Here is a 19,011-nt window from a genome sequence, read left to right as displayed (position 1 = left end):
GACGAGCACCCCCCGGTCCGTGACCCGCCGCCCGATTTCTCCCATACCCGCTGCGCCCGCCGAGCGACGGGATATGGTGGAGGGCACATCGCTCCGCTCCACCCGCCCGGTTCCGACGAAGGAGGGCCCGCGCATGATCCTGCTACGACGGGAGCTCGGCGACGTGCTGCGCGAGCGGCGGCGCGACCAGGGTCGGACCCTGCGCGACGTGTCGGCCTCCGCGGCGGTCTCCCTCGGGTACCTCAGCGAGGTCGAGCGCGGCGAGAAGGAGGCCTCCTCCGAGCTGCTGGCCTCGATCTGCCAGGCCCTCGGCACGCCCCTGTCGGTCGTCCTCGGCGAGGTCTCCACCCGGATCGCCGAGACCGAGGCGCTGACCGCGCCCACCCCGCTGCCGGTCGGCCCGCGCACGCCGGCCGTCGCCTCCGCCGCCTGAGGTCCGCCCGCCCCGTGTCCCGGATCGTCGACGTCTCCTGCACGCGCGTCCGGGCCCGGCTGCACACCCCCTTCGTCACGGCCCTGCGGCGTACGGAGACCGTCGACACCGTCCTCGTGCGGGTGCGCGACACCGACGGCGTCGTCGGGTACGGCGAGGCCCCGCAGGTGTGGCAGGTGACCGGTGAGTCGCTCGCCTCGGCCACAGCGTGCGTCGAGCAGATGCTGGCCCCCCTCGTCGTCGGCACCGACACCGACGACTGGTCCGCCACGACCGCCCGGCTGCCGCGCGCCGTGGCGCGGAACGCGGGTGCCAAGGCCGCGGTCGACGTCGCCCTGCACGACCTCGCCGCCCGCCGGTCGGGGGTCCGGCTCGCCGAGCTGCTGCGGACGACGTACGGCGACCCGGCCGCCCACCCGCCGCGCACGGTGACGACGGACGTCACCCTCTCCGCGGGCGACGCCGACGCGCTGGCCGCCGCCGCGGTGGCGCGGGTCGCCGACGGCTTCGGCACCCTGAAGCTCAAGGTCGGCACCGACGCCGCGACCGACGTCGCCCGGGTCCGCGCCGTCCGCGAGGCCGTCGGTCCCGACCCCGTCCTGCGGCTCGACGCCAACCAGGGCTGGACCCCCGAGGACGCCGTCGACGTGGTCCGCGCCCTCGAGGCGGCCGACCTCGGCGTCGAGCTCGTCGAGCAGCCGGTGCCGGGGGAGGACGTCGAGGGGCTGGCCTGGGTGCGGGCACGGGTGGGGCTGCCGGTCATGGCCGACGAGGCGCTCTTCACCGCCTACGACCTCGAGCGCATCCTGCGGCTGGGCGCGGCCGACGCGATCAACGTCAAGCTGGCCAAGACGGGGTCGCTGGCCGCCGCGGCCGCCCTGCTGCGGCGAGCGGCCGAGCACGGGCTCGGCACGATGGTCGGCTCGATGATGGAGACCCACGTCGGGCTCGGCGCCGCCGCCTCGCTCGTCGCGGCCGTCCCCACCTCGGGGACCAACGACCTCGACGCCGCCTGGTGGGCCGCCGCGTCGCCGTACGACGGCGGCATCACGTACGACGGCCCGGTCATCACCCTCCCCGACGTCCCGGGTCTCGGGATCGAGCGGCTCCACGAGGACGCCGTCGCCTGAGCGAGCCCCTGCTCAGCGTCGGGGTCGGTAGGTGCGGCGCGGGCCGCCGCGGCCCTGCGAGCCGAGCGGTCGCTGCGGCGACCCGTCGTCGGTGGGGCCGATCCCACCCTGGCAGTGGGGGCAGTAGAACATCGTGCGCTCGCGGGGCGGGTCGCCGATCATCGCCACCCGCACCGTCGTGCCGCAGCGCAGGCAGGGCCGTCCGGACCGGGCGTGGACGAAGTGCCACTCGCCGCGCGCCTCGCGACCGGTCGTCACCTGGACGGCGCCCTCCTTGCCGCGGTCGAGGAGGCGGTGCGCTCGCTCGACCACGCCGGCGACCCGCTCGCGGCCCAGCTCGGCGGCGGGGGTCCACGGCGGGACCCGCTCGAGGAAGAGGGTCTCGGCGGCGTACATCGTGCCGACCCCGGCGAGGTTCGACTGGTCGAGCAGCGCGGCCCCGATCGTCGTCGGGCTGGCCAGCAACCGCCGGACGGCCTCGTCGGGATCCCAGTCCGAGCCGAGGACGTCGGGGCCGAGGTGGCCGACGAGGGTGTGCTCCTGCGAGGTCGCGACGACGTGCAGGTCGCCCAGCCGCAGCCCGAGCGCGGTCCACCGCTCCGTGCCGACGACGGCGCGCAGCTGCTGGTCGGCCAGCCGGCGAGGGCCGACGTCCTGCGGGTGCTCGACGCGCCACTGCCCCTCCATCCGCAGGTGCGAGTGGATCGTCACATCGCCCTCGATCCGGTGCAGGATGTTCTTCCCCCGCGGCACGACCTCGAGCGTCGACCGGCCGGCCAGGTCGAGGGTGCTGAGGTCGGGCCAGCGCAGGTCGACGGTGGTGAGGACGTCGCGCCCCAGCGCCTGGTCGAGCCGGTGCGCGGTGCGGTAGACGGTGTCACCCTCGGGCACGGGTCACCGCCGCAGCCGCAGACCGCGCGGCGTCGCGTGGAACCCGGCGCGGGACAGGGCGTCCGCCAGGGGGTGCCCCGAGCCGAGCACCTGCTCGCCGTCGGTCTTCTCGACCGTGAGCCGGCCCAGCGCGCCCTCGCGGACGGCGAGGGCCAGCGCGTCCGCGCCGCGCTGCAGCGCGGACGGCTCGTCGGTCCAGGTGAGCAGGGTGCGTCCGCCGCGCTCGACGTACAGGACGAGGTCGCCGTCGACGAGGACGACGAGAGCGCCGGCCTTGCGTCCCGGCTGGTGCCCCCGGGGTGCCTTGCGACCGGTGGGCGTCGGCTCCGCACCGTCGGCAGCGCTCGCGGCCGTCGGCGTGCCGTCGGGGGCGGGGTGGTCGCGGTCGGGCCAGGGCAGCGCGGCTCCGTACGGGTTGGCCGGGTCGCAGGCGGCGAGGACGACGGCGGGGGCGTCCTCGCGCGCCCGCTCGTCCTCGACGGGTCGGCTCTGCGCGCGGAGGCGGTCGACGGCGCCGGTGGTGCCGAACTGCGCGGCCCCGAGGCCCTCGACGAAGTACCCCCGGCGCACGCGACCGGACTCCTCGGCCGCGGCGAGCACCCGGTAGACCCCGGCGAACCCGCCCGGGACCTCCTCGGCCATCACGCTGCCACGGGTGACGACGCCGTACCGGTCGAGGAGCACCTCGGCCGTCGCGTAGGCGACCTGCGTCGGGTCGGCGACGCTGCCGGGCAGCAACGACCAGCGGCCGGCCGCGGACGGGGGGCCGGTGCGCACCGGCAGGCTCGGCCGGGCCAGACCGCTGCGCATGCCGAGCGCCCCGGGGCGCGGGGTGTAGCGCCCGCGCCGCGGGCCGACCGCACGCTTCTTGTGAGCGGTCCGGCCACCGCCGAGCAGGGCCCGCAGCGGCGCGAGGGTGTCGTTGGTGAGCCGGCCCGCCCACACGAGGTCCCACAGCGCCTGCGTGAGGGCCTCGTCGTCCGTGCTGCCGACGACGTCGGCGAGGGACCGGAAGAAGTACGCCCCGCCCGAGGCGAGGGCGTCGAGGACGGCGAGCGGGAGGTCGCCGAGCTCGGCCGACTCGTCCGGGGGCGGCAGGGTCAGCGGGGCGAGGTCCGTGACGTGCAGCGAGACCCAGCCGTCGTCACCGGGGAGCGACCCGTGCCCGCGCCACAGCACGTCGCCGCTCGACATCAGCTCGTCGAGCATCCCGGGGGTGTAGCCGGCGACGCGTCCCGGCAGGACGAGGGTCTCCAGCGCGCTCGCCGGCAGCACGGCCCCGCCGAGCTGCTCGACGGCGCGGACCAGGCCCTCGAGGCCGCGCAGCTGACCGCCGACGCCCTGCCAGGCGGGCAGGAACCGGGCCAGGTCGCGCCCGGTGACCGGTTCGACCTCGGCCCGCAGCGCGGCGAGCGAGCGGCGGCGGATGGTGCGCAGGACGCCGGCGTCGCAGAAGTCGGTGCCCCCGCCGCCCGCGCCGGTCGGGTCCGGGCGCAGCGCCCCCTCGACGAGCCGGCCGCTGCCGACGAGCCGGCGCAGCGCGTCGGTGACCACGGCCGGTCCGAGCCCGAGCCAGCGGGCGAGGTCGGCGGCCGCGAACGGGCCGTGGGTGCGCGCGTACCGGGAGACCAGGTCCCCGAGCGGGTCGGTCACCGGCTCGAGGAAGACGTCGGGCACCCCGGTCGGCAACGACGCGCCGAGCGCGTCGCGCAGCCGGGAGGCGTCCTCGACCGCGGCCCAGCGCTCCTCGCCGGCGACCCGGACGCGGATGACCTGGCGGCTGCCCTCGAGGTCGACCAGCCAGGCGCCGACGTCCCGGGTGGTCGTGCCCTCGGCGGTGCGGGCGACGACGTCCTCGTGCGGCAGCGGGCCGAGGGCGCGCAGCAGGTCGACGACGTCCTCCGCGTCGCGGCAGCGCCGGTTCTCGTCGAGACGCTGCAGCTCGGCCTCGGTGCGCGCGACGGCCTCGGGGTCGAGCAGGTCGCGCAGCGAGAGCCCGTCACCGCGGCCGAGGAGCTCGGCGAGCAGCGTGGGGTCGAGCGAGAGCGCGGCGGCGCGGCGCTCGGCCAGCGGCGAGTCGCCCTCGTAGATGAACTGGGCGACGTACCCGAAGGTCAGCGACCGGGCGAACGGCGACGGGACCGAGGTCTCGACGTCGACGGTCGCGACCTCGCGCGAGCCGATCCGGCGCATGAGGTCGACGAGGCCGGGGACGTCGAACACGTCCTGGACGCACTCGCGCACCGCCTCCAGGACGATGGGGAAGCTGGGGTACTGGCTGGCCACCTCGAGCAGCTGCGCCGAGCGCTGCCGCTGCTGCCACAGCGCCTGGCGCTGGCCGGGACGACGGCGCGGCAGCAGCAGGGCGCGCGACGCGCACTCGCGGAACCGGGAGGCGAAGAGGGCCGAGCCGCCGATCTGCTCGGTGACCAGGTCGTGGACCTCGTCGGGCTCGAGCATGATGAGCGACATCAGCTCGCTGCCGACCGTGCCGCCGCCGCCCTCGCTGGTCAGCTCGTCGAACTCGAGGTCGGGCAACCGGAAGACGATCCCGTCGTCGCCGTGGATCGCCTGCACGTCGACGCCGAACCGCTCGCGCATGCGGGCGGACACGCACAGCGCCCAGGGCGCGTGGACGGGGGCGCCGTACGGCGAGTGGACGGCGATCCGCCAGTCGCCCAGCTCGTCGCGGAACCGCTCCACGACGATCGTCTTGTCGCTCGGGAGGTGGCGGGTGGCCTCCTTCTGCTCGTGCAGGTAGGCCAGCAGGTTGTCGGTGGCCCACTCGTCGAGGCCGGAGGCCGCGACCCGCTCGCGCGCCCGCTCCGGCGCCATACCGCCGACCTCGCGCACGAAGCGCCCGACGGCGGCGCCGAGCTCGGTCGGGCGTCCCAGCGAATCGCCCTTCCAGAACGGCAGCTTGCCCGGCAGTCCCGGGGCGGGCGAGACCAGCACGCGGTCGTGGGTGATGTCCTCGATCCGCCAGCTCGACGTGCCGAGGGTGAAGACGTCACCGACCCGCGACTCGTAGACCATCTCCTCGTCGAGCTCGCCGACGCGGCGGCCGGTGCCCTCGGCGCCGGCGAGGAAGACGCCGTACAGCCCGCGGTCGGGGATGGTGCCGCCGGAGGTGACGGCGAGGCGCTGGGCACCGCGGCGGCCGCTGAGCACACCGGTGACCCGGTCCCAGACCAGGCGCGGCCGCAGCTCGGCGAACTCGTCGGAGGGGTAGCGGCCGGAGAGCATGTCGAGGACGGCCTCGAGGGCCGAGCGGGGGAGCGTGGCGTACGGCGCCGCGCCCTGGACGAGGCGGACGAGGTCGTCGACGGGCCAGTCGTCGAGGGCGCACATCGCCACGACCTGCTGGGCGAGGACGTCGAGCGGGTTGGCCGGCACGGACAGCGACTCGATGGCGCCCTCGCGCATCCGCTCCACGACCACGGCGGTCTGGACCAGGTCCCCGCGGAACTTGGGGAAGACGACGCCGCGCGACACGGCCCCGACCTGGTGGCCGGCGCGGCCGACGCGCTGCAGCCCGCTGGCCACGCTGGGCGGCGACTCCACCTGGATGACGAGGTCGACGGCGCCCATGTCGATGCCCAGCTCGAGGCTGCTCGTCGCGACGACGGCCGGCAGCTGCCCGGCCTTGAGGGCGTTCTCGATCTCGGCGCGCTGCTCCTTGCTCACCGAACCGTGGTGGGCACGCGCCAGCAGCGGGGGTGCCCCGGTCGACAACCCCGCCTGGGCCATGACCTGGGCCGGTGTCGCCCGTGACGCCGGCCTGGTCGGCGCGACGGCCTCCGGCGGGTCGGCGCCGTCGCCCGGGTCCGCGGCGGCCTCGGCCGCCGCCGTGAGCCGGTCGTCCCAGATCTCGTTGAGCCGGGAGGTCAGCCGCTCCGCCAACCGGCGCGAGTTGGCGAAGACGAGGGTCGAGCGGTGCTGCGAGACGAGGTCGACGATGCGCTCCTCGACGTGCGGCCAGATCGACGCCCGGCGCTGCGCACCGGCCGCCGGGCCGGACAGGTCCTCCTCGACGACCTCGCCGAGCGCGGACATGTCGGCGAGCGGGACGACGACCTGCAGGTCCCACTCCTTGGTCGACGTCGGCTGCACGACGTCGACCGGTCGGCCGCCGGCGAGGAAGCGGGCGACCTCCTCGACGGGACGCACCGTCGCCGACAGGCCGATCCGCTGCGCGGGCTTCGGCAGCAGGGCGTCGAGGCGCTCGAGGCTGAGGGCCAGGTGCGCGCCGCGCTTGGTGCCCGCGACCGCGTGCACCTCGTCGAGGATGACCGTCTCGACCCCGAGCAACGACTCTCGAGCGCTGGAGGTGAGCAGGAGGAACAGGGACTCCGGGGTGGTGATGAGGATGTCCGGCGGGGTGCGCTGGAAGAGGCGGCGCTCCGCGGCCGGGGTGTCACCGGAGCGGACCCCCACCTGGACCGGCGACATGGGCTCACCGAGCCGCTCGGCCGCGTGGCCGATGCCGACGAGGGGGCTGCGCAGGTTGCGCTCGACGTCGACGGCGAGCGCCTTGAGCGGCGAGACGTACAGCACCCGGCACCGGGACTTCGGCTCCTCCGGCACGGGCGTCGACGCGAGGCGGTCCAGGGCCCACAGGAAGGCCGACAGCGTCTTGCCCGACCCGGTCGGGGCGACGACGAGCGCGTGGCGCCCCGAGCTGACCGCCTCCCAGGCCCCGGCCTGCGCCGGGGTGGGCGCCGAGAACGAGCCCCGGAACCACGCGGCGGTGGCGGGGGAGAAGCGGTCGAGGACGTCGGTGCTCATCAGACCCCCGAGCCTGCCAGCGACCACCGACAGCGACCACCGACAGCGACCACCGACGGCGACCACGACGGCGACCACCGACACCCGTCGGTGGTCGCCGTCGCCGGGCTCAACCGCCGAGGACGCGGAAGGAGAACGACCCGGAGCCGTCGGTCCCGATCGTCGCGCTGAAGCCCGCCGCGGTCAGCGACTGCAGCAGCGGCTTGGCGTCCGCGGACGCGTCCTGGGTGAGGATCGGGCGCAGCGCCTCGAGGTCGACGTACGCCGACGCGGTGGCCTTCTGCGCGTCCGGCACCGCCGTGGTGAAGCGGGTGCTGCTGCCGAGCGTGCCGGTGCCGGTGAGGGCCTTGAGGTAGTCCGGCGTCGTCGCGAGGTACAGCGTGTCGCCGCTCACCTGGTGCGAGACCAGGTTGTCGACCCCGGACAGCTCGGTGACCTTCGTGACGACCGTCTCGGCCCGGGCCGGGTCGGTGGTGACGCTCTCCAGGCCGATCGTCGGCACGTCGGAGCCACCCAGCGACTGCAGGTCCTGCTTGGGCATGGCGAGGGTCAGCCGCGAGCCGAGGAGGACGGCGAGGTCGTCGGGCAGGCTGACCCCGAGCTGCTGCTGCACGGCGTCGAGCTGCTCGGCGGGGAGCTGGGCGGAGGCCGCGGACCAGTTGGCCTTGACGGCCTCGCCGAGACCCGACAGCTGCACGGCCGCCATGGTGTCGGCGGGCAGCGTCGTCAGGCCCTTGCCGGCCCCCGCGCCGGTCGTCGAGGTGGGGGCCGCGCCGCCGCGGGTCACCCCGGCGAGCTCGACGTAGTCGGCGTCGAAGCGCAGGCTGGCGGCCACGCGCCCGCTCTTGCTCAGGGCGGACGCCGGCACCGCTCCCGTCGGCAGCGCGGAGCCCAGGCTCTTGAGCGCCGCCGGGGTGTCGACCCACATCGACGCCACGCCGGTGTCGCCGAGGGCGGCGAGGTCGGCGGTGTAGGTCGAGCTGGAGGCGAGGGTGCCCTTGGCCAGTCCCGCGGTGAGGTCGGCGGTGACGTCCTTCGCCGTGACGAGCGCGTAGTCGTCGCGGGCCGTGACGTCGAGGGGCTCCTTCGCCCCGCCGGCGGCCGCGACCTCGGCGATGCCCGCCTTGGCCTTGGCCTGGTCGGTGGTCTCGAGCGCGATGACGACGTGCGGCTTGTCGGCGCTCCCGCCGGGCAGCACGGCGACCGCGGCGCGGTCGCCGAGCCAGGGCTCGACGTCCTTCCGGTAGTCCAGCTTGGCCAGGCCCTCGTCGGAGGAGGCGACCGCCTTCCACAGCGACTGCTTGAGGTCGACGTCGTCCCCGGTCTTGGCGACGTCCGGCAGCTTGGTGAGGAAGCGGGCCGCGGCGACCTTCTGGCCGGCGGACGGGTCGAGGTCGAGGCGGACCATGGCGATCGTGTCGGCCGGCAGCACGGTGTCGGGCTGCGCGCCCCTCGGCGCCAGCTTGAGGAAGGCGGCCGCACCCGCCGCGCCCCCCACGACGAGGACGACCGCGGCGACGACGAGCGCCACGACCAGGCCGCGGCGCCGGCGCCTCGGCGGCGCGCCCTCCGGCCCGTACGGGGCGCCGTGCGCGGCCTGCTGGGGCAGCTGAGGCTGCTCGGGCTGCTGCGGCCCGGGCTGGGACGGCTCGGAGCCGTCCGGAGGCGGCGGGACGGATGACGACATGGTGCGATGACCCCCTGTGGATGCCTGACGGCGTGGACGCGGCACCGGTCCGGCGCCGCGCACAGCATAGGGACGGGGGCCGCCAGCCCGCCGGGCTTCGTCCACACCGTCGACCACCCGTGACCCGTGCCGATGCCCCCCCGGGTGCGTGCGAGACTCGTCGGGTGCGGCTGAGCGTCTTCTGGTCCCTCATGGACGACGAGTTCGGGCCCGCCTACTCGCGGACGCTCGCCCGCGACCACACCCTGCTCGCCCTCGGCGACCGGACGGCCGACGAGGCGCTCGCCGCCGGGGTCCCCGCCCGCGAGGTGTGGGAAGCGCTGTGCGACGCGATGGACGTGCCGCCGGAGCGGCGGTTCGGCAAGGACCCCACGCCGCCGCGCCGCCGCTGACCCGTCGGCAGGCTCGGCGGGCGGCCCGTGGCCGCCCGCGACGCGCCGGGCGCGTCGTCCACGACCTCGAACACGTGTTCGGCTAGGTTGTCCACATGGGGTCGGCCCGACACCCGCGATCCACAGGCCTGCTGATCGGCCTCGGACGGTGTCGGTGCCGGGCTCTAACGTCCGACCCGAGAGCACGTCCGACCGGCAGCACGGCCGGCGTCCTGCGGGTCGCAGGTGGACGGCACACGACGAGGCACGACAGAGAGATGGTGGGCACATGGTCGTCAAGACCCCCGACCGCGACCAGGCGATCGCGACGGTTCTCGGACAGATCGAGAAGCAGCACGGCAAGGGCGCGGTCATGCGCCTCGGTGACGACGTCAGGCCGCCGATCGAGGTGATCCCCACCGGGGCGATCACGCTCGACGTGGCGCTGGGGATCGGCGGGCTCCCGCGCGGTCGCGTCGTCGAGATCTACGGCCCGGAGTCCAGCGGCAAGACGACGGTGGCCCTGCACGCGGTCGCCAACGCGCAGAAGGCCGGCGGCATCGCCGCGTTCATCGACGCGGAGCACGCGCTCGACCCGGAGTACGCGAAGAAGCTCGGCGTCGACACCGACTCGCTGCTCGTCTCGCAGCCGGACACGGGTGAGCAGGCGCTCGAGATCGCCGACATGCTCATCCGCTCCGGGGCCATCGACATCATCGTCATCGACTCCGTCGCGGCGCTCGTGCCGCGGGCCGAGATCGAGGGCGAGATGGGTGACAGCCACGTCGGTCTGCAGGCGCGCCTCATGTCGCAGGCGCTGCGCAAGATCACCGGTGCGCTCAACAACACCGGCACGACGGCGATCTTCATCAACCAGCTGCGCGAGAAGATCGGCGTGATGTTCGGCTCGCCGGAGACGACGACCGGTGGCAAGGCGCTGAAGTTCTACGCGTCGGTCCGTCTCGACGTGCGCCGCATCGAGACCCTCAAGGACGGCTCCGAGGCGGTCGGCAACCGCACCCGCGTCAAGGTCGTCAAGAACAAGGTCTCGCCGCCGTTCAAGCAGGCCGAGTTCGACATCCTCTACGGCCAGGGCATCTCCCGCGAGGGTGGCCTGATCGACATGGGCGTCGAGCACGGCTTCGTGCGCAAGGCCGGCGCCTGGTACACCTACGAGGGCGACCAGCTCGGCCAGGGCAAGGAGAACGCCCGGACGTTCCTCAAGGACAACCCGGACCTCGCCGACGAGATCGAGAAGAAGATCAAGGAGAAGCTCGGCGTCGGGCCGCAGGTCGACAAGCCGGCGGTCGACGTCCCGGTCGACTTCTGAGCGTGGTGGACGACACCACCCATACCGACCGTCTCGCCGCGGCCGCCAGCGCTCTGGCGGCCGCGGAGGGCACGGCGGGCCGGACGGAGGCAACGGCCCGCCACGCGGACGGCGCGGGCCGCCGCCGGGTCGCGCCGCCGCCGGACGACCCCGCCGTGCAGGACGCCGACGCGGACCCCGAGTCGGTCGCGCGCCGGATCGTGCTGAGGCAGCTGACGATGGGTCCGCGCAGCCGCCACCAGCTGGAGGAGAAGCTGCGGACCCGGGGTTGCGACGACGACGTCGCCGCCCGGGTCCTCGACCGGATGACCGCCGTGGGTCTCGTCGACGACGCCGAGTTCGCGCAGTCGCTGGTGCGGACCCGGACGGCGAGCAAGGGTCTGGCCAAGCGCGCCCTCGTCCGCGAGCTGCGCGACAAGGGCGTCGGCGACGAGGAGATCGACGCCGCCGTCGGCTCGGTCGACGCCGAGTCGGAGCGGGCCCGCGCCGAGGCTCTCGTCGCCAAGCGGCTGCGGACGCTCGGCGGCCTGGACCCGCAGGTCCAGGCGCGCCGGCTCTCGGGGATGCTCGCCCGCAAGGGCTACCCCCCGTCGGTGGTCTACGCGGTGGTCCGGGACGCCGTCAACGACGCCCCGGAGCACCAGCGCGACTAGAGCGCCCCCGCGGACCGGGTCAGAAGTCCTCGTCGAGGTCGACCGCCCCGGTCACGCCGACCTGGTAGGCCGAGACGCGGCGCTCGAAGAAGTTCGACAGCTCCTGGACGTCCTGCAGCTCCATGAAGGCGAGGGGGTTCGCCGAGCCGAAGATCGGCGGGAGACCGAGCCGCTGCATCCGGCGGTCGGCGACGTGCTCGAGGTAGGAGCGCATGTCCGCGGTCGACAGCCCGGCGACGCCCTGCCCGAGCAGGTCGTCCGCGAACTGCGCCTCGGCGTCGACGCCCTCGACGAGCATCTGCCGGATCCGTGCCGTGAGGTCGTCGTCGAAGAGGTCCGGCTCCTCCGCGCGGACCACGTCGACGACGTCGAAGGCGAAGGCCATGTGCATCGACTCGTCGCGGAACACCCAGTTCGTGCCGGACGCCAGCCCGTTGAGCAGCCCCCGCGACCGGAGGAAGTAGACGTAGGCGAAGGCGCCGTAGAAGAACAGCCCCTCGATGACGGCGGCGAAGCAGATGAGGTTGAGCAGGAAGGCCCGTCGGTCCTCCCGCGTCGTGAGGCTGCGCAGCTCGAAGACCGAGTCGATCCACCGGAAGCAGAACTCCGCCTTGTGCTTGATCGACGGGATGTTCTCCACGGCGGCGAAGGCCTCGTGCCGCTCCTGCTCGTCGGGGACGTAGGTGTCGAGCAGGGTCAGGTAGAACTGCACGTGCACCGCCTCCTCGAAGAGCTGGCGGGACAGGTACAGCCGCCCCTCCGGGCTGTTGACGTGCTGGTAGAGGTTGAGCACGAGGTTGTTCGACACGATCGTGTCGCCGGTCGCGAAGAACGCGACGAGCCGCGACACGAGGTGCCGCTCCGCGGGGGAGAGACGCTGCAGGTCCTTGAGGTCGGAGTGCAGGTCGACCTCCTCGACGGTCCACGTGTTCTTGATGGCGTCGCGGAAGCGGTCGTAGAAGTGCGGGTAGCGCATCGGGCGCAGGGTGAGGTCCATCCCGGGGTCGAGCAGCATGTGCGGTCCTTCGGTGGCAGCGGTCGTCAGGTCGGTCGTGGAGCGGGTGGCGGTCACTGGCACGCCTCGCACGACTCGGGGTTCTCCAGCGAGCAGGCGACGACGTCGACCGCCGGTAGCGGATCCGTCTGCGGCACAGCGGCGGTGACCGACACGGTCGCCTGCTGGATGCGCGTCGCCGGTCGCGAGCGCAGGTAGTACGTCGTCTTCAGCCCGGCCCGCCAGGCGTAGCGGTACATCGAGCTGAGCTTGCCGATCGTCGGCCCGGCGACGAAGAGGTTGAGCGACTGGCTCTGGTCGACGTACGGCGCCCGGGCGGCGGCGAGGTCGATGAGCGCCTTCTGCGGCAGCTCCCACGCGGTCCGGTAGAGGTCGCGCACGTCGGCGGGGATCGCCTCGATGCCCTGCACCGAGCCCTCGGCGCGCTTGACCGCCTCGCGGACGGCCTCGGTCCACAGCCCGCGCGCCTTGAGCTCGCGGACGAGGGCCGTGTTGACCTGGAGGAACTCGCCCGAGAGGGTCTCGCGCTTGAACAGGTTGCTCACCTGCGGCTCGATGCACTCGTAGCAGCCGGCGATGCTCGCGATGGTCGCGGTCGGGGCGATGGCGACGAGCAGCGAGTTGCGCAGCCCCACCTCGGCGACGTTCTCCCGCAACGCCGCCCACCGCTGCGTCTGCGTCGGGGCGACGCCCCACAGGTCGGGCTGCAGGTCACCGCGGGCGGCGCGGGTGTCGGCGAAGGCCGGGTGGGCGCCGTACCGGCGGGCGAGGTCGGCCGAGACCTCGAGGGCGGTGAGGTGGACCTCCTCCTGGATCCGCGTCGACAGCTCGCGCGCCTCGTCGGAGTCGAACGGCAGCCGCAGCGCGAAGAAGACGTCCTGCAGCCCCATGATCCCCAGGCCCACCGGTCGCCAGCGCGGGTTGGACCGCGCCGACTCCTCGCTCGGGTAGTAGTTGATGTCGATGACCCGGTCGAGCAGCGGCACGGCCGTGCGCACCGTCGAGCGCAGCCGCTCCCAGTCGACGCCCGGCCTCCCGTCGGCACCGGTCGCCAGGTGCTGGGCGAGGTTGACCGACCCGAGGTTGCACACGGCGGTCTCGTCGTCCGCGCTGACCTCGATGATCTCGGTGCACAGGTTCGACAGGTGCACGACCGGCCCGGAGGGACGGCCCGCCACGGGGTCGCTCGTCTGGTTGCACAGCCGGTTCGAGGTGTCCTTGAACGTCATCCAGCCGTTGCCGGTCTGCGCCAGGGTGCGCATCATCCGCCCGTAGAGGTCGCGCGCCCTGACCGTCCGCACGACCTGCCCGCTCGCCTCCAGCTCGCGGTAGCGACGGTCGAACGCCTCACCCCACAGGTCCGGCAGGTCCGGCGCGACGTCGGGGTCGACCAGCGACCACTCGGTGTCGTCCTCGACGCGGCGCATGAACTCGTCCGGCACCCAGTGGGCGAGGTTGAGGTTGTGGGTGCGCCGGGCGTCCTCGCCGGTGTTGTCCCGGAGCTCGAGGAACTCCTCGACGTCGGGGTGCCACGGCTCGAGGTAGACGCACGCCGCGCCCTTGCGCCGTCCGCCCTGGTTGACCGCCGCGACCGACGCGTCGAGGGTCCGCAGGAACGGCACGATCCCGTTGGACTGCCCGTTCGTCCCGCGGATCAGCGCGCCCCGGGACCGCACGCGGGAGAACGCGATCCCGATGCCGCCGGCGAACTTCGACAGCTTCGCGACCTGCGCGTAGCGCCCGTAGATCGACTCGAGCTCGTCGCGCGGGGAGTCGACGAGGTAGCAGGACGACATCTGGGTGTGCCGGGTCCCCGAGTTGAACAGCGTCGGGCTCGAGGGCAGGTAGGCCAGCGACGACATCAGCCGGTAGAACCCGATCGCCTCGGCCGGCGACTGCGCGAGCCCGCAGGCGACGCGCAGCAGGAAGTACTGCGGGGTCTCGACGACGAGCCGGCTGCGCGGGTGGCGCAGCAGGTAGCGGTCGTAGACGGTGCGCAGCCCGAAGTACTCGAAGCGCCGGTCGGCGTCCTCGTCGACGGCGAAGTCGAGCTTGCGGGCGTTGTCCTTGACGAAGGCGGCCGTCTCGTCGCCGACGAGCCCCTCGGCGTGCCCGAGGGCGACGGACTGGCTGAACGACGCGACGCCCTGCCCGCGCACCTCCTTCTCGACGTACCCGGCGAGCAGCCGCGCGGCGAGCCGCGAGTACTCGGGCTCCTCGCCGATGAGCTCGGCGGCGGTCTGGATGGAGAGCCGGTCGAGCTCGGCGGTGGTGGCGCCGTCGTACAGGCCGCTGATGGTGCGGGTGGCGACCCGCATGGGGTCGACGTCCGGCAGGTCGCCGCTGACGCGGTCGACGGCGCGGACGATCTTCGTCACGTCGACCGGTTCGCTGTCGCCGTTGCGCTTGCGGACGGTCATCGTGTGACGGGTGGGGGACGGGGCGAGCGTCATCTCTTCTCCTCGCGAGACTCGCGGACCAGGAGGTCCGGCGGGCGCGCGGGAGGACGGCCGGCGGGCGTACGGCGCCCCGCGACCAGCGGGGTGGGCACTCCCACCGTCCGGGGGTCGTCCCACGCGACCACGGACCACCCACGCCCGGGCGGGCGTGGGGCGCTGGCAGGTCTTCGGACTCGTGGGCCCGCCGGTCCCGGTCTCCCGGGGCCCGCGCCTACTGGCCGTCGCTTCCCAGACCCCTGGGGGTCCAGTGCTGATGACGGCGGTCGTTCCCACTCACCGCTGCGGGGACAGTCCCGGACTTCCACCGGGTTCCCTCTTGCCCCCGCGCGACGGGCTGCCGCGCGGGACCAGCAACGCGAGCACCATATGTGGGGGTGATCGTCAGTGGTGGGACCCACATGTGGGGCCGCGTGTCTCGGCGTGTCGCCCTCGCCCTCGTGGCACGATCACGCCATGCGCCTTGAGACCGTCGTCGAGCTCGGCGGGAAGACCGCCACCGGCCTGCCCCTGTCCGACGAGGTCGTCGAGGCCCTCGGCGGCGGCCGCCGCCCGAAGGTCGCCGTGACGATCGGCGGCCACACCTACCGCACGACGGTCGGCGTCATGGGCGGCCGCTGCCTCGTCCCGCTCAGCGCGGAGCACCGCGCCGCGGCCGGGGTCGCCGCGGGTGACGCGGTGACCGTCGACGTCGTCCTCGACGACGCGCCGCGTGAGGTCGAGGTCCCGGACGACCTCGCCGCCGCGCTGGAGGCGGCCGGCGCCCGCCGGGCCTTCGACGCCCTGAGCCCGTCGGCCCGGAAGGAGCACGTCCGCGCCGTCACCGAGGCCAAGCGCCTCGAGACCCGCGCCCGGCGCGTCGACGCGGTGGTCGCCCGGCTCACGGGCGGGTGACCCTGCGGGGGCGACCTACACTTCCACGGTGACATCGCAGGTGACGCAGGCCCCGACGCAGGCCCCGACGCAGGTCCCGACGCAGGTCCCGACGAAGACGTACGACGTGCGCACGCACGGCTGCCAGATGAACGTCCACGACTCCGAGCGCCTCGCCGGGCTGCTCGAGGCGGCCGGCTACACCGACGTGCACGCCCTCGGCGCCGACGCCCCCGAGGTCGCCGACGTCGTCGTCTTCAACACCTGCGCCGTCCGCGAGAACGCCGACAACAAGCTCTACGGGAACCTCGGCCACCTGCGCCCGGCCAAGCTGAGGAACCCGGACATGCAGATCGCCGTCGGCGGCTGCCTCGCCCAGAAGGACCAGGGCACGATCGTGCAGAAGGCGCCGTGGGTCGACGTCGTCTTCGGCACCCACAACATCGGCTCGCTGCCGGCCCTGCTCGAGCGCGCCCGTCACAACCGCGAGGCCGCGGTCGAGATCAAGGAGAGCCTCGAGGTCTTCCCGAGCACCCTGCCGACCCGGCGCGACAGCGCCTACGCCGCGTGGGTGTCGATCTCGGTGGGCTGCAACAACACCTGCACCTTCTGCATCGTCCCGAGCCTGCGCGGTAAGGAGGTCGACCGCCGCCCCGGCGAGATCCTCGCCGAGATCGAGGCGCTCGTCGCGCAGGGTGTCGTCGAGGTGACCCTGCTCGGGCAGAACGTCAACTCGTACGGCGTCGAGTTCGGCGACCGGCTCGCCTTCGGCAAGCTGCTGCGCGCCTGCGGCGACATCGAGGGTCTCGAGCGGGTGCGCTTCACCAGCCCGCACCCCGCCGCGTTCACCGACGACGTCATCGAGGCGATGGCCCAGACCCCCAACGTCATGCCCAGCCTGCACATGCCGCTGCAGTCCGGCTCCGACCGCGTCCTCAGGGCGATGCGTCGCTCCTACCGCAGCGACCGCTTCCTCGGCATCATCGACCGCGTCCGCGCCGCGATGCCCGACGCCGCGATCACGACCGACCTCATCGTCGGATTCCCGGGCGAGACCGAGGAGGACTTCGAGGCCACCCTCGACGTCGTCCGCGCCTCCCGCTTCTCCGGCGCCTTCACCTTCCAGTACTCGATCCGGGCCGGCACCCCCGCCGCGACGATGGAGGACCAGGTGCCGAAGCCGGTCGTCCAGGAGCGCTACGACCGGCTGCTCGCCGTCCAGGAGGAGATCGCCTGGGCCGGCAACCGGGCCCTCGAGGGCCGCACCGTCGAGGTGCTCGTCGCCACCGGGGAGGGTCGCAAGGACGCCGAGACCCGCCGCCTGTCCGGCCGGGCCCGCGACAACCGGCTCGTGCACTTCTCCGTCCCCGACGGCGCCCCCGAGCCGCGCCCCGGTGACGTGGTCCTCGTCGACGTCACGTACGGCGCCCCGCACCACCTGGTCGCCGACTCGGGGCTGCAGGGCGGCACCTACGAGGTCCGCCGCACCCGCGGTGGCGACGCGTGGGCGGCGCTGCAGGACAGCGGGGCACGCAAGCCGGCCGTGTCGCTGGGGATGCCGTCGGTCGGTCCTCGCCCCCAGGCCGGGCCTCAGGCCATCGAGCCGGAGTCCTGCCCCGTCTGACCGCCGTCGGTGACGTCGGGGTCGACCACCTCGCCGTCCGGGCCGACGATCGTGTCGTCCTGCGTCGTGTCGGGCTCGGCCATGCCGTCGTCGACCCGCTCGGGCCCGCGGGACGGGGCGTCGTTGCCGTGGGCGTGCCACTGGTTCTCGTCGCTCATGCGGGGCGCCGTACCCCGTCGGGGCGGGGGCCTCACCCCGACGCGCGGGCTGGTTGACTAAGGCCCATGGCCGTGCGTCCCATCGTCATCACCGGCGAGCCGGTGCTCCACCGCCCCGCCGCCCGCGTCGAGGCCTTCGACGACGAGCTGTCCGCGCTCGTCACCGACCTCTACGAGACGATGGACGCCGCGCACGGCGTGGGCCTCGCCGCCCCGCAGGTCGGTGTCGGGCTGCGCGTCTTCACCTACGAGCTCGACAACGAGGACGGCGTCCCGCGCCGCGGCGTCGTCGTCAACCCGATCCTCACGCCGGACAAGGTGCCCACGGAGCGCCCCGACGTCGACCACGACTCCGAGGGCTGCCTCTCGGTGCCGGGGGAGTCGTTCCCGCTCAAGCGGCCGCTGCGCGTGCGGGTGCAGGGGTACGACGCCGCCGGCGCGCCGCTCGACTTCGTCGCCACCGGCTGGTTCGCCCGCTGCATGCAGCACGAGTTCGACCACCTCAACGGCAAGCTGTACGTCGACCGGCTCGACGAGCGCTGGTCGAAGAAGGCCCGCAAGGCCGTGAAGAAGAACGGCTGGGGGAAGCCCGGGAGCACCTGGCTGCCCGGGGTCGACCGCGACCCGTTCGGCCACGACGACGTCGACGACGACCTCGAGCACGCGCACGACGACGAGCAGTGACCCCCGCCACGGGACCCGTCGTCGCCGTCGTCGGCGCGACGGCGACCGGCAAGTCGGACCTCGGGGTGGAGCTGGCGCTGAGGCTCGGTGGTGAGGTCGTCTCCGCCGACGCCCTGCAGCTGTACCGGGGCATGGACATCGGCACGGCCAAGCTGACGCCGGACGAGCGCCGCGGGGTCCCGCACCACCAGCTCGACGTCCTCGACGTGCGCGACGAGGCGAGCGTGGCGGCGTACCAGCGGGAGGCCCGCGCCGACCTCGCGGCGATCGCCGCCCGGGGCCGTCGCCCCCTGCTCGTCGGGGGGTCGGGGCTCTACGTACGCGCGGCGCTGGACCGCCTCGACATCCCGCCGACCGACCCGGCCGTCCGCGCCCGGCTCGAGGCCGAGCTCGCCGAGCAGGGCGTCGACGTGCTCCGAGCCCGGCTGGCGCGGGTGGACCCGGCCGCGGCCGCGGCCATCGAGCCGCGCAACGGCCGCCGGATCGTCCGCGCGCTCGAGGTCGTCGAGCTGACCGGGCGCCCGTTCTCGGCGACCCTGCCGACGCGCGAGCTCGCCGTCCCGACGGTGATCCTCGGGCTGCGCGCCGACCGCGCCGAGCTCGACGCGCGCATCGAGCGCCGCGTCGACCGGATGTGGGAGCAGGGCCTGCTCGCCGAGGTCGAGCGGCTGCTCCCGCTCGGGCTGCGCGAGGGCCGGACGGCGGCCAAGGCGATCGGCTACCAGCAGGCCCTGGCCCAGCTCGACGGCGACCTCACCGAGCGCGAGGCGCGCGAGCAGACCGCCGCCGGCACCCGCCGGTTGGTCCGCCGGCAGGAGTCGTGGTTCGGCCCGGACCCGCGCCTCCACTGGCTGCCGGCCGGGTCGCCGGACCTGCTCGACCGCGCGCTGGCGCTGGTCGAGGCGGCCGACGGCTGAG

The 19,011-nt window shown here is 74.2% G+C and carries 14 protein-coding genes, 1 pseudogene and 1 riboswitch; of the genes and pseudogenes, 9 read left to right on the top strand and 6 right to left on the bottom strand.

Annotation, left to right across the window (positions count from 1 at the left end):
* The first annotated feature begins 133 nt into the window (after positions 1-133).
* Both FB458_RS20065 and FB458_RS20060 read left to right on the top strand, forming a co-directional pair.
* Entirely contained in the window at positions 134-433 is a 300-nt protein-coding gene (locus FB458_RS20065) for a helix-turn-helix domain-containing protein (protein WP_211356110.1), read from the top strand.
* A gap of 14 nt (positions 434-447) precedes the next feature.
* Positions 448-1,563: a mandelate racemase/muconate lactonizing enzyme family protein gene (locus FB458_RS20060; RefSeq protein WP_211356109.1), complete on the top strand. Its 1,116-nt coding sequence runs from the start codon at positions 448-450 to the stop codon at positions 1,561-1,563.
* A gap of 12 nt (positions 1,564-1,575) precedes the next feature.
* Here the strand turns inward: FB458_RS20060 and FB458_RS20055 are convergent, their stop codons facing one another.
* From FB458_RS20055 to FB458_RS20045, 3 genes are all read right to left on the bottom strand, one after another.
* Positions 1,576-2,454 carry a DNA-formamidopyrimidine glycosylase family protein gene (locus FB458_RS20055; RefSeq protein WP_141850044.1) on the bottom strand — a complete coding sequence of 293 codons (879 nt, stop codon included), beginning with the start codon at positions 2,452-2,454 and terminating at the stop codon, positions 1,576-1,578.
* 3 nt (positions 2,455-2,457) lie between these two features.
* Entirely contained in the window at positions 2,458-7,242 is a 4,785-nt protein-coding gene (locus FB458_RS20050; RefSeq protein WP_141850043.1) for an ATP-dependent helicase, read from the bottom strand.
* Between the two features lie 109 nt (positions 7,243-7,351).
* Entirely contained in the window at positions 7,352-8,929 is a 1,578-nt protein-coding gene (locus FB458_RS20045; protein WP_141850042.1) for a DUF3352 domain-containing protein, read from the bottom strand.
* A 164-nt stretch (positions 8,930-9,093) separates the two neighbouring features.
* Between FB458_RS20045 and FB458_RS20040 the strand changes: the two genes are divergently transcribed.
* The 3 genes and pseudogenes from FB458_RS20040 to FB458_RS20030 all read left to right on the top strand — a co-directional run bounded on the left by FB458_RS20040 (position 9,094) and on the right by FB458_RS20030 (position 11,283).
* Positions 9,094-9,321 (top strand): DUF3046 domain-containing protein, encoded by a 228-nt coding sequence (locus FB458_RS20040; RefSeq protein ID WP_141850041.1) that lies wholly within the window; start codon positions 9,094-9,096, stop codon positions 9,319-9,321.
* Between the two features lie 268 nt (positions 9,322-9,589).
* Positions 9,590-10,582 (top strand): annotated as a pseudogene (recA, locus tag FB458_RS20035) (recombinase RecA); the annotation flags it as partial.
* Between the two features lie 50 nt (positions 10,583-10,632).
* Positions 10,633-11,283, top strand: coding sequence for a regulatory protein RecX (locus FB458_RS20030; protein WP_246061413.1), 651 nt, complete (start codon positions 10,633-10,635; stop codon positions 11,281-11,283).
* Positions 11,284-11,302: 19 nt separating this feature from the next.
* Here FB458_RS20030 and FB458_RS20025 read toward each other — a convergent pair whose 3' ends face one another.
* Together FB458_RS20025 and FB458_RS20020 are read right to left on the bottom strand one after the other, a co-directional pair.
* Positions 11,303-12,355 carry a ribonucleotide-diphosphate reductase subunit beta gene (locus FB458_RS20025; protein ID WP_246061412.1) on the bottom strand — a complete coding sequence of 351 codons (1,053 nt, stop codon included), beginning with the start codon at positions 12,353-12,355 and terminating at the stop codon, positions 11,303-11,305.
* Complete coding sequence (locus FB458_RS20020) at positions 12,352-14,751, bottom strand: ribonucleoside-diphosphate reductase subunit alpha (protein WP_141850039.1); 2,400 nt, start codon at positions 14,749-14,751, stop codon at positions 12,352-12,354. Before FB458_RS20020 ends, FB458_RS20025 begins: the two co-directional genes overlap by 4 nt.
* Positions 14,752-14,898: 147 nt before the next feature.
* Positions 14,899-15,124: riboswitch (cobalamin riboswitch) on the bottom strand.
* An 86-nt stretch (positions 15,125-15,210) separates the two neighbouring features.
* Here FB458_RS20020 and FB458_RS20015 point away from each other — a divergent pair.
* Both FB458_RS20015 and miaB read left to right on the top strand, forming a co-directional pair.
* The gene (locus tag FB458_RS20015; RefSeq protein ID WP_141850038.1) at positions 15,211-15,648 is read left to right on the top strand and encodes a YdeI/OmpD-associated family protein; all 438 of its coding nucleotides are present in this window, start codon (positions 15,211-15,213) and stop codon (positions 15,646-15,648) included.
* A gap of 40 nt (positions 15,649-15,688) precedes the next feature.
* Positions 15,689-17,251: a tRNA (N6-isopentenyl adenosine(37)-C2)-methylthiotransferase MiaB gene (gene miaB / locus FB458_RS20010; RefSeq protein WP_141850739.1), complete on the top strand. Its 1,563-nt coding sequence runs from the start codon at positions 15,689-15,691 to the stop codon at positions 17,249-17,251.
* Here the strand turns inward: miaB and FB458_RS20005 are convergent.
* On the bottom strand, positions 17,218-17,409 hold the full coding sequence (locus FB458_RS20005) for a hypothetical protein (RefSeq protein ID WP_141850037.1): 192 nt from the start codon (positions 17,407-17,409) through the stop codon (positions 17,218-17,220). The two genes, miaB and FB458_RS20005, sit on opposite strands and share 34 nt — an antisense overlap.
* A gap of 66 nt (positions 17,410-17,475) precedes the next feature.
* On the opposite strand from FB458_RS20005, the gene def reads away from it, so the two are divergent.
* Both def and miaA read left to right on the top strand, forming a co-directional pair.
* The gene (gene def, locus FB458_RS20000) at positions 17,476-18,093 is read left to right on the top strand and encodes a peptide deformylase (protein WP_141850036.1); all 618 of its coding nucleotides are present in this window, start codon (positions 17,476-17,478) and stop codon (positions 18,091-18,093) included.
* Entirely contained in the window at positions 18,090-19,010 is a 921-nt protein-coding gene (gene miaA / locus FB458_RS19995) for a tRNA (adenosine(37)-N6)-dimethylallyltransferase MiaA (protein ID WP_141850035.1), read from the top strand. Before def ends, miaA begins: the two co-directional genes overlap by 4 nt.
* The last annotated feature ends 1 nt before the right edge of the window (position 19,011 follow it).

The sequence above is a fragment of the Lapillicoccus jejuensis genome (assembly GCF_006715055.1).
GTDB lineage: Bacteria > Actinomycetota > Actinomycetes > Actinomycetales > Dermatophilaceae > Lapillicoccus > Lapillicoccus jejuensis.
The sequence above is the reverse complement of the archived record's forward strand: the minus strand, read 5'-3'. Positions and strand labels throughout refer to the sequence as shown.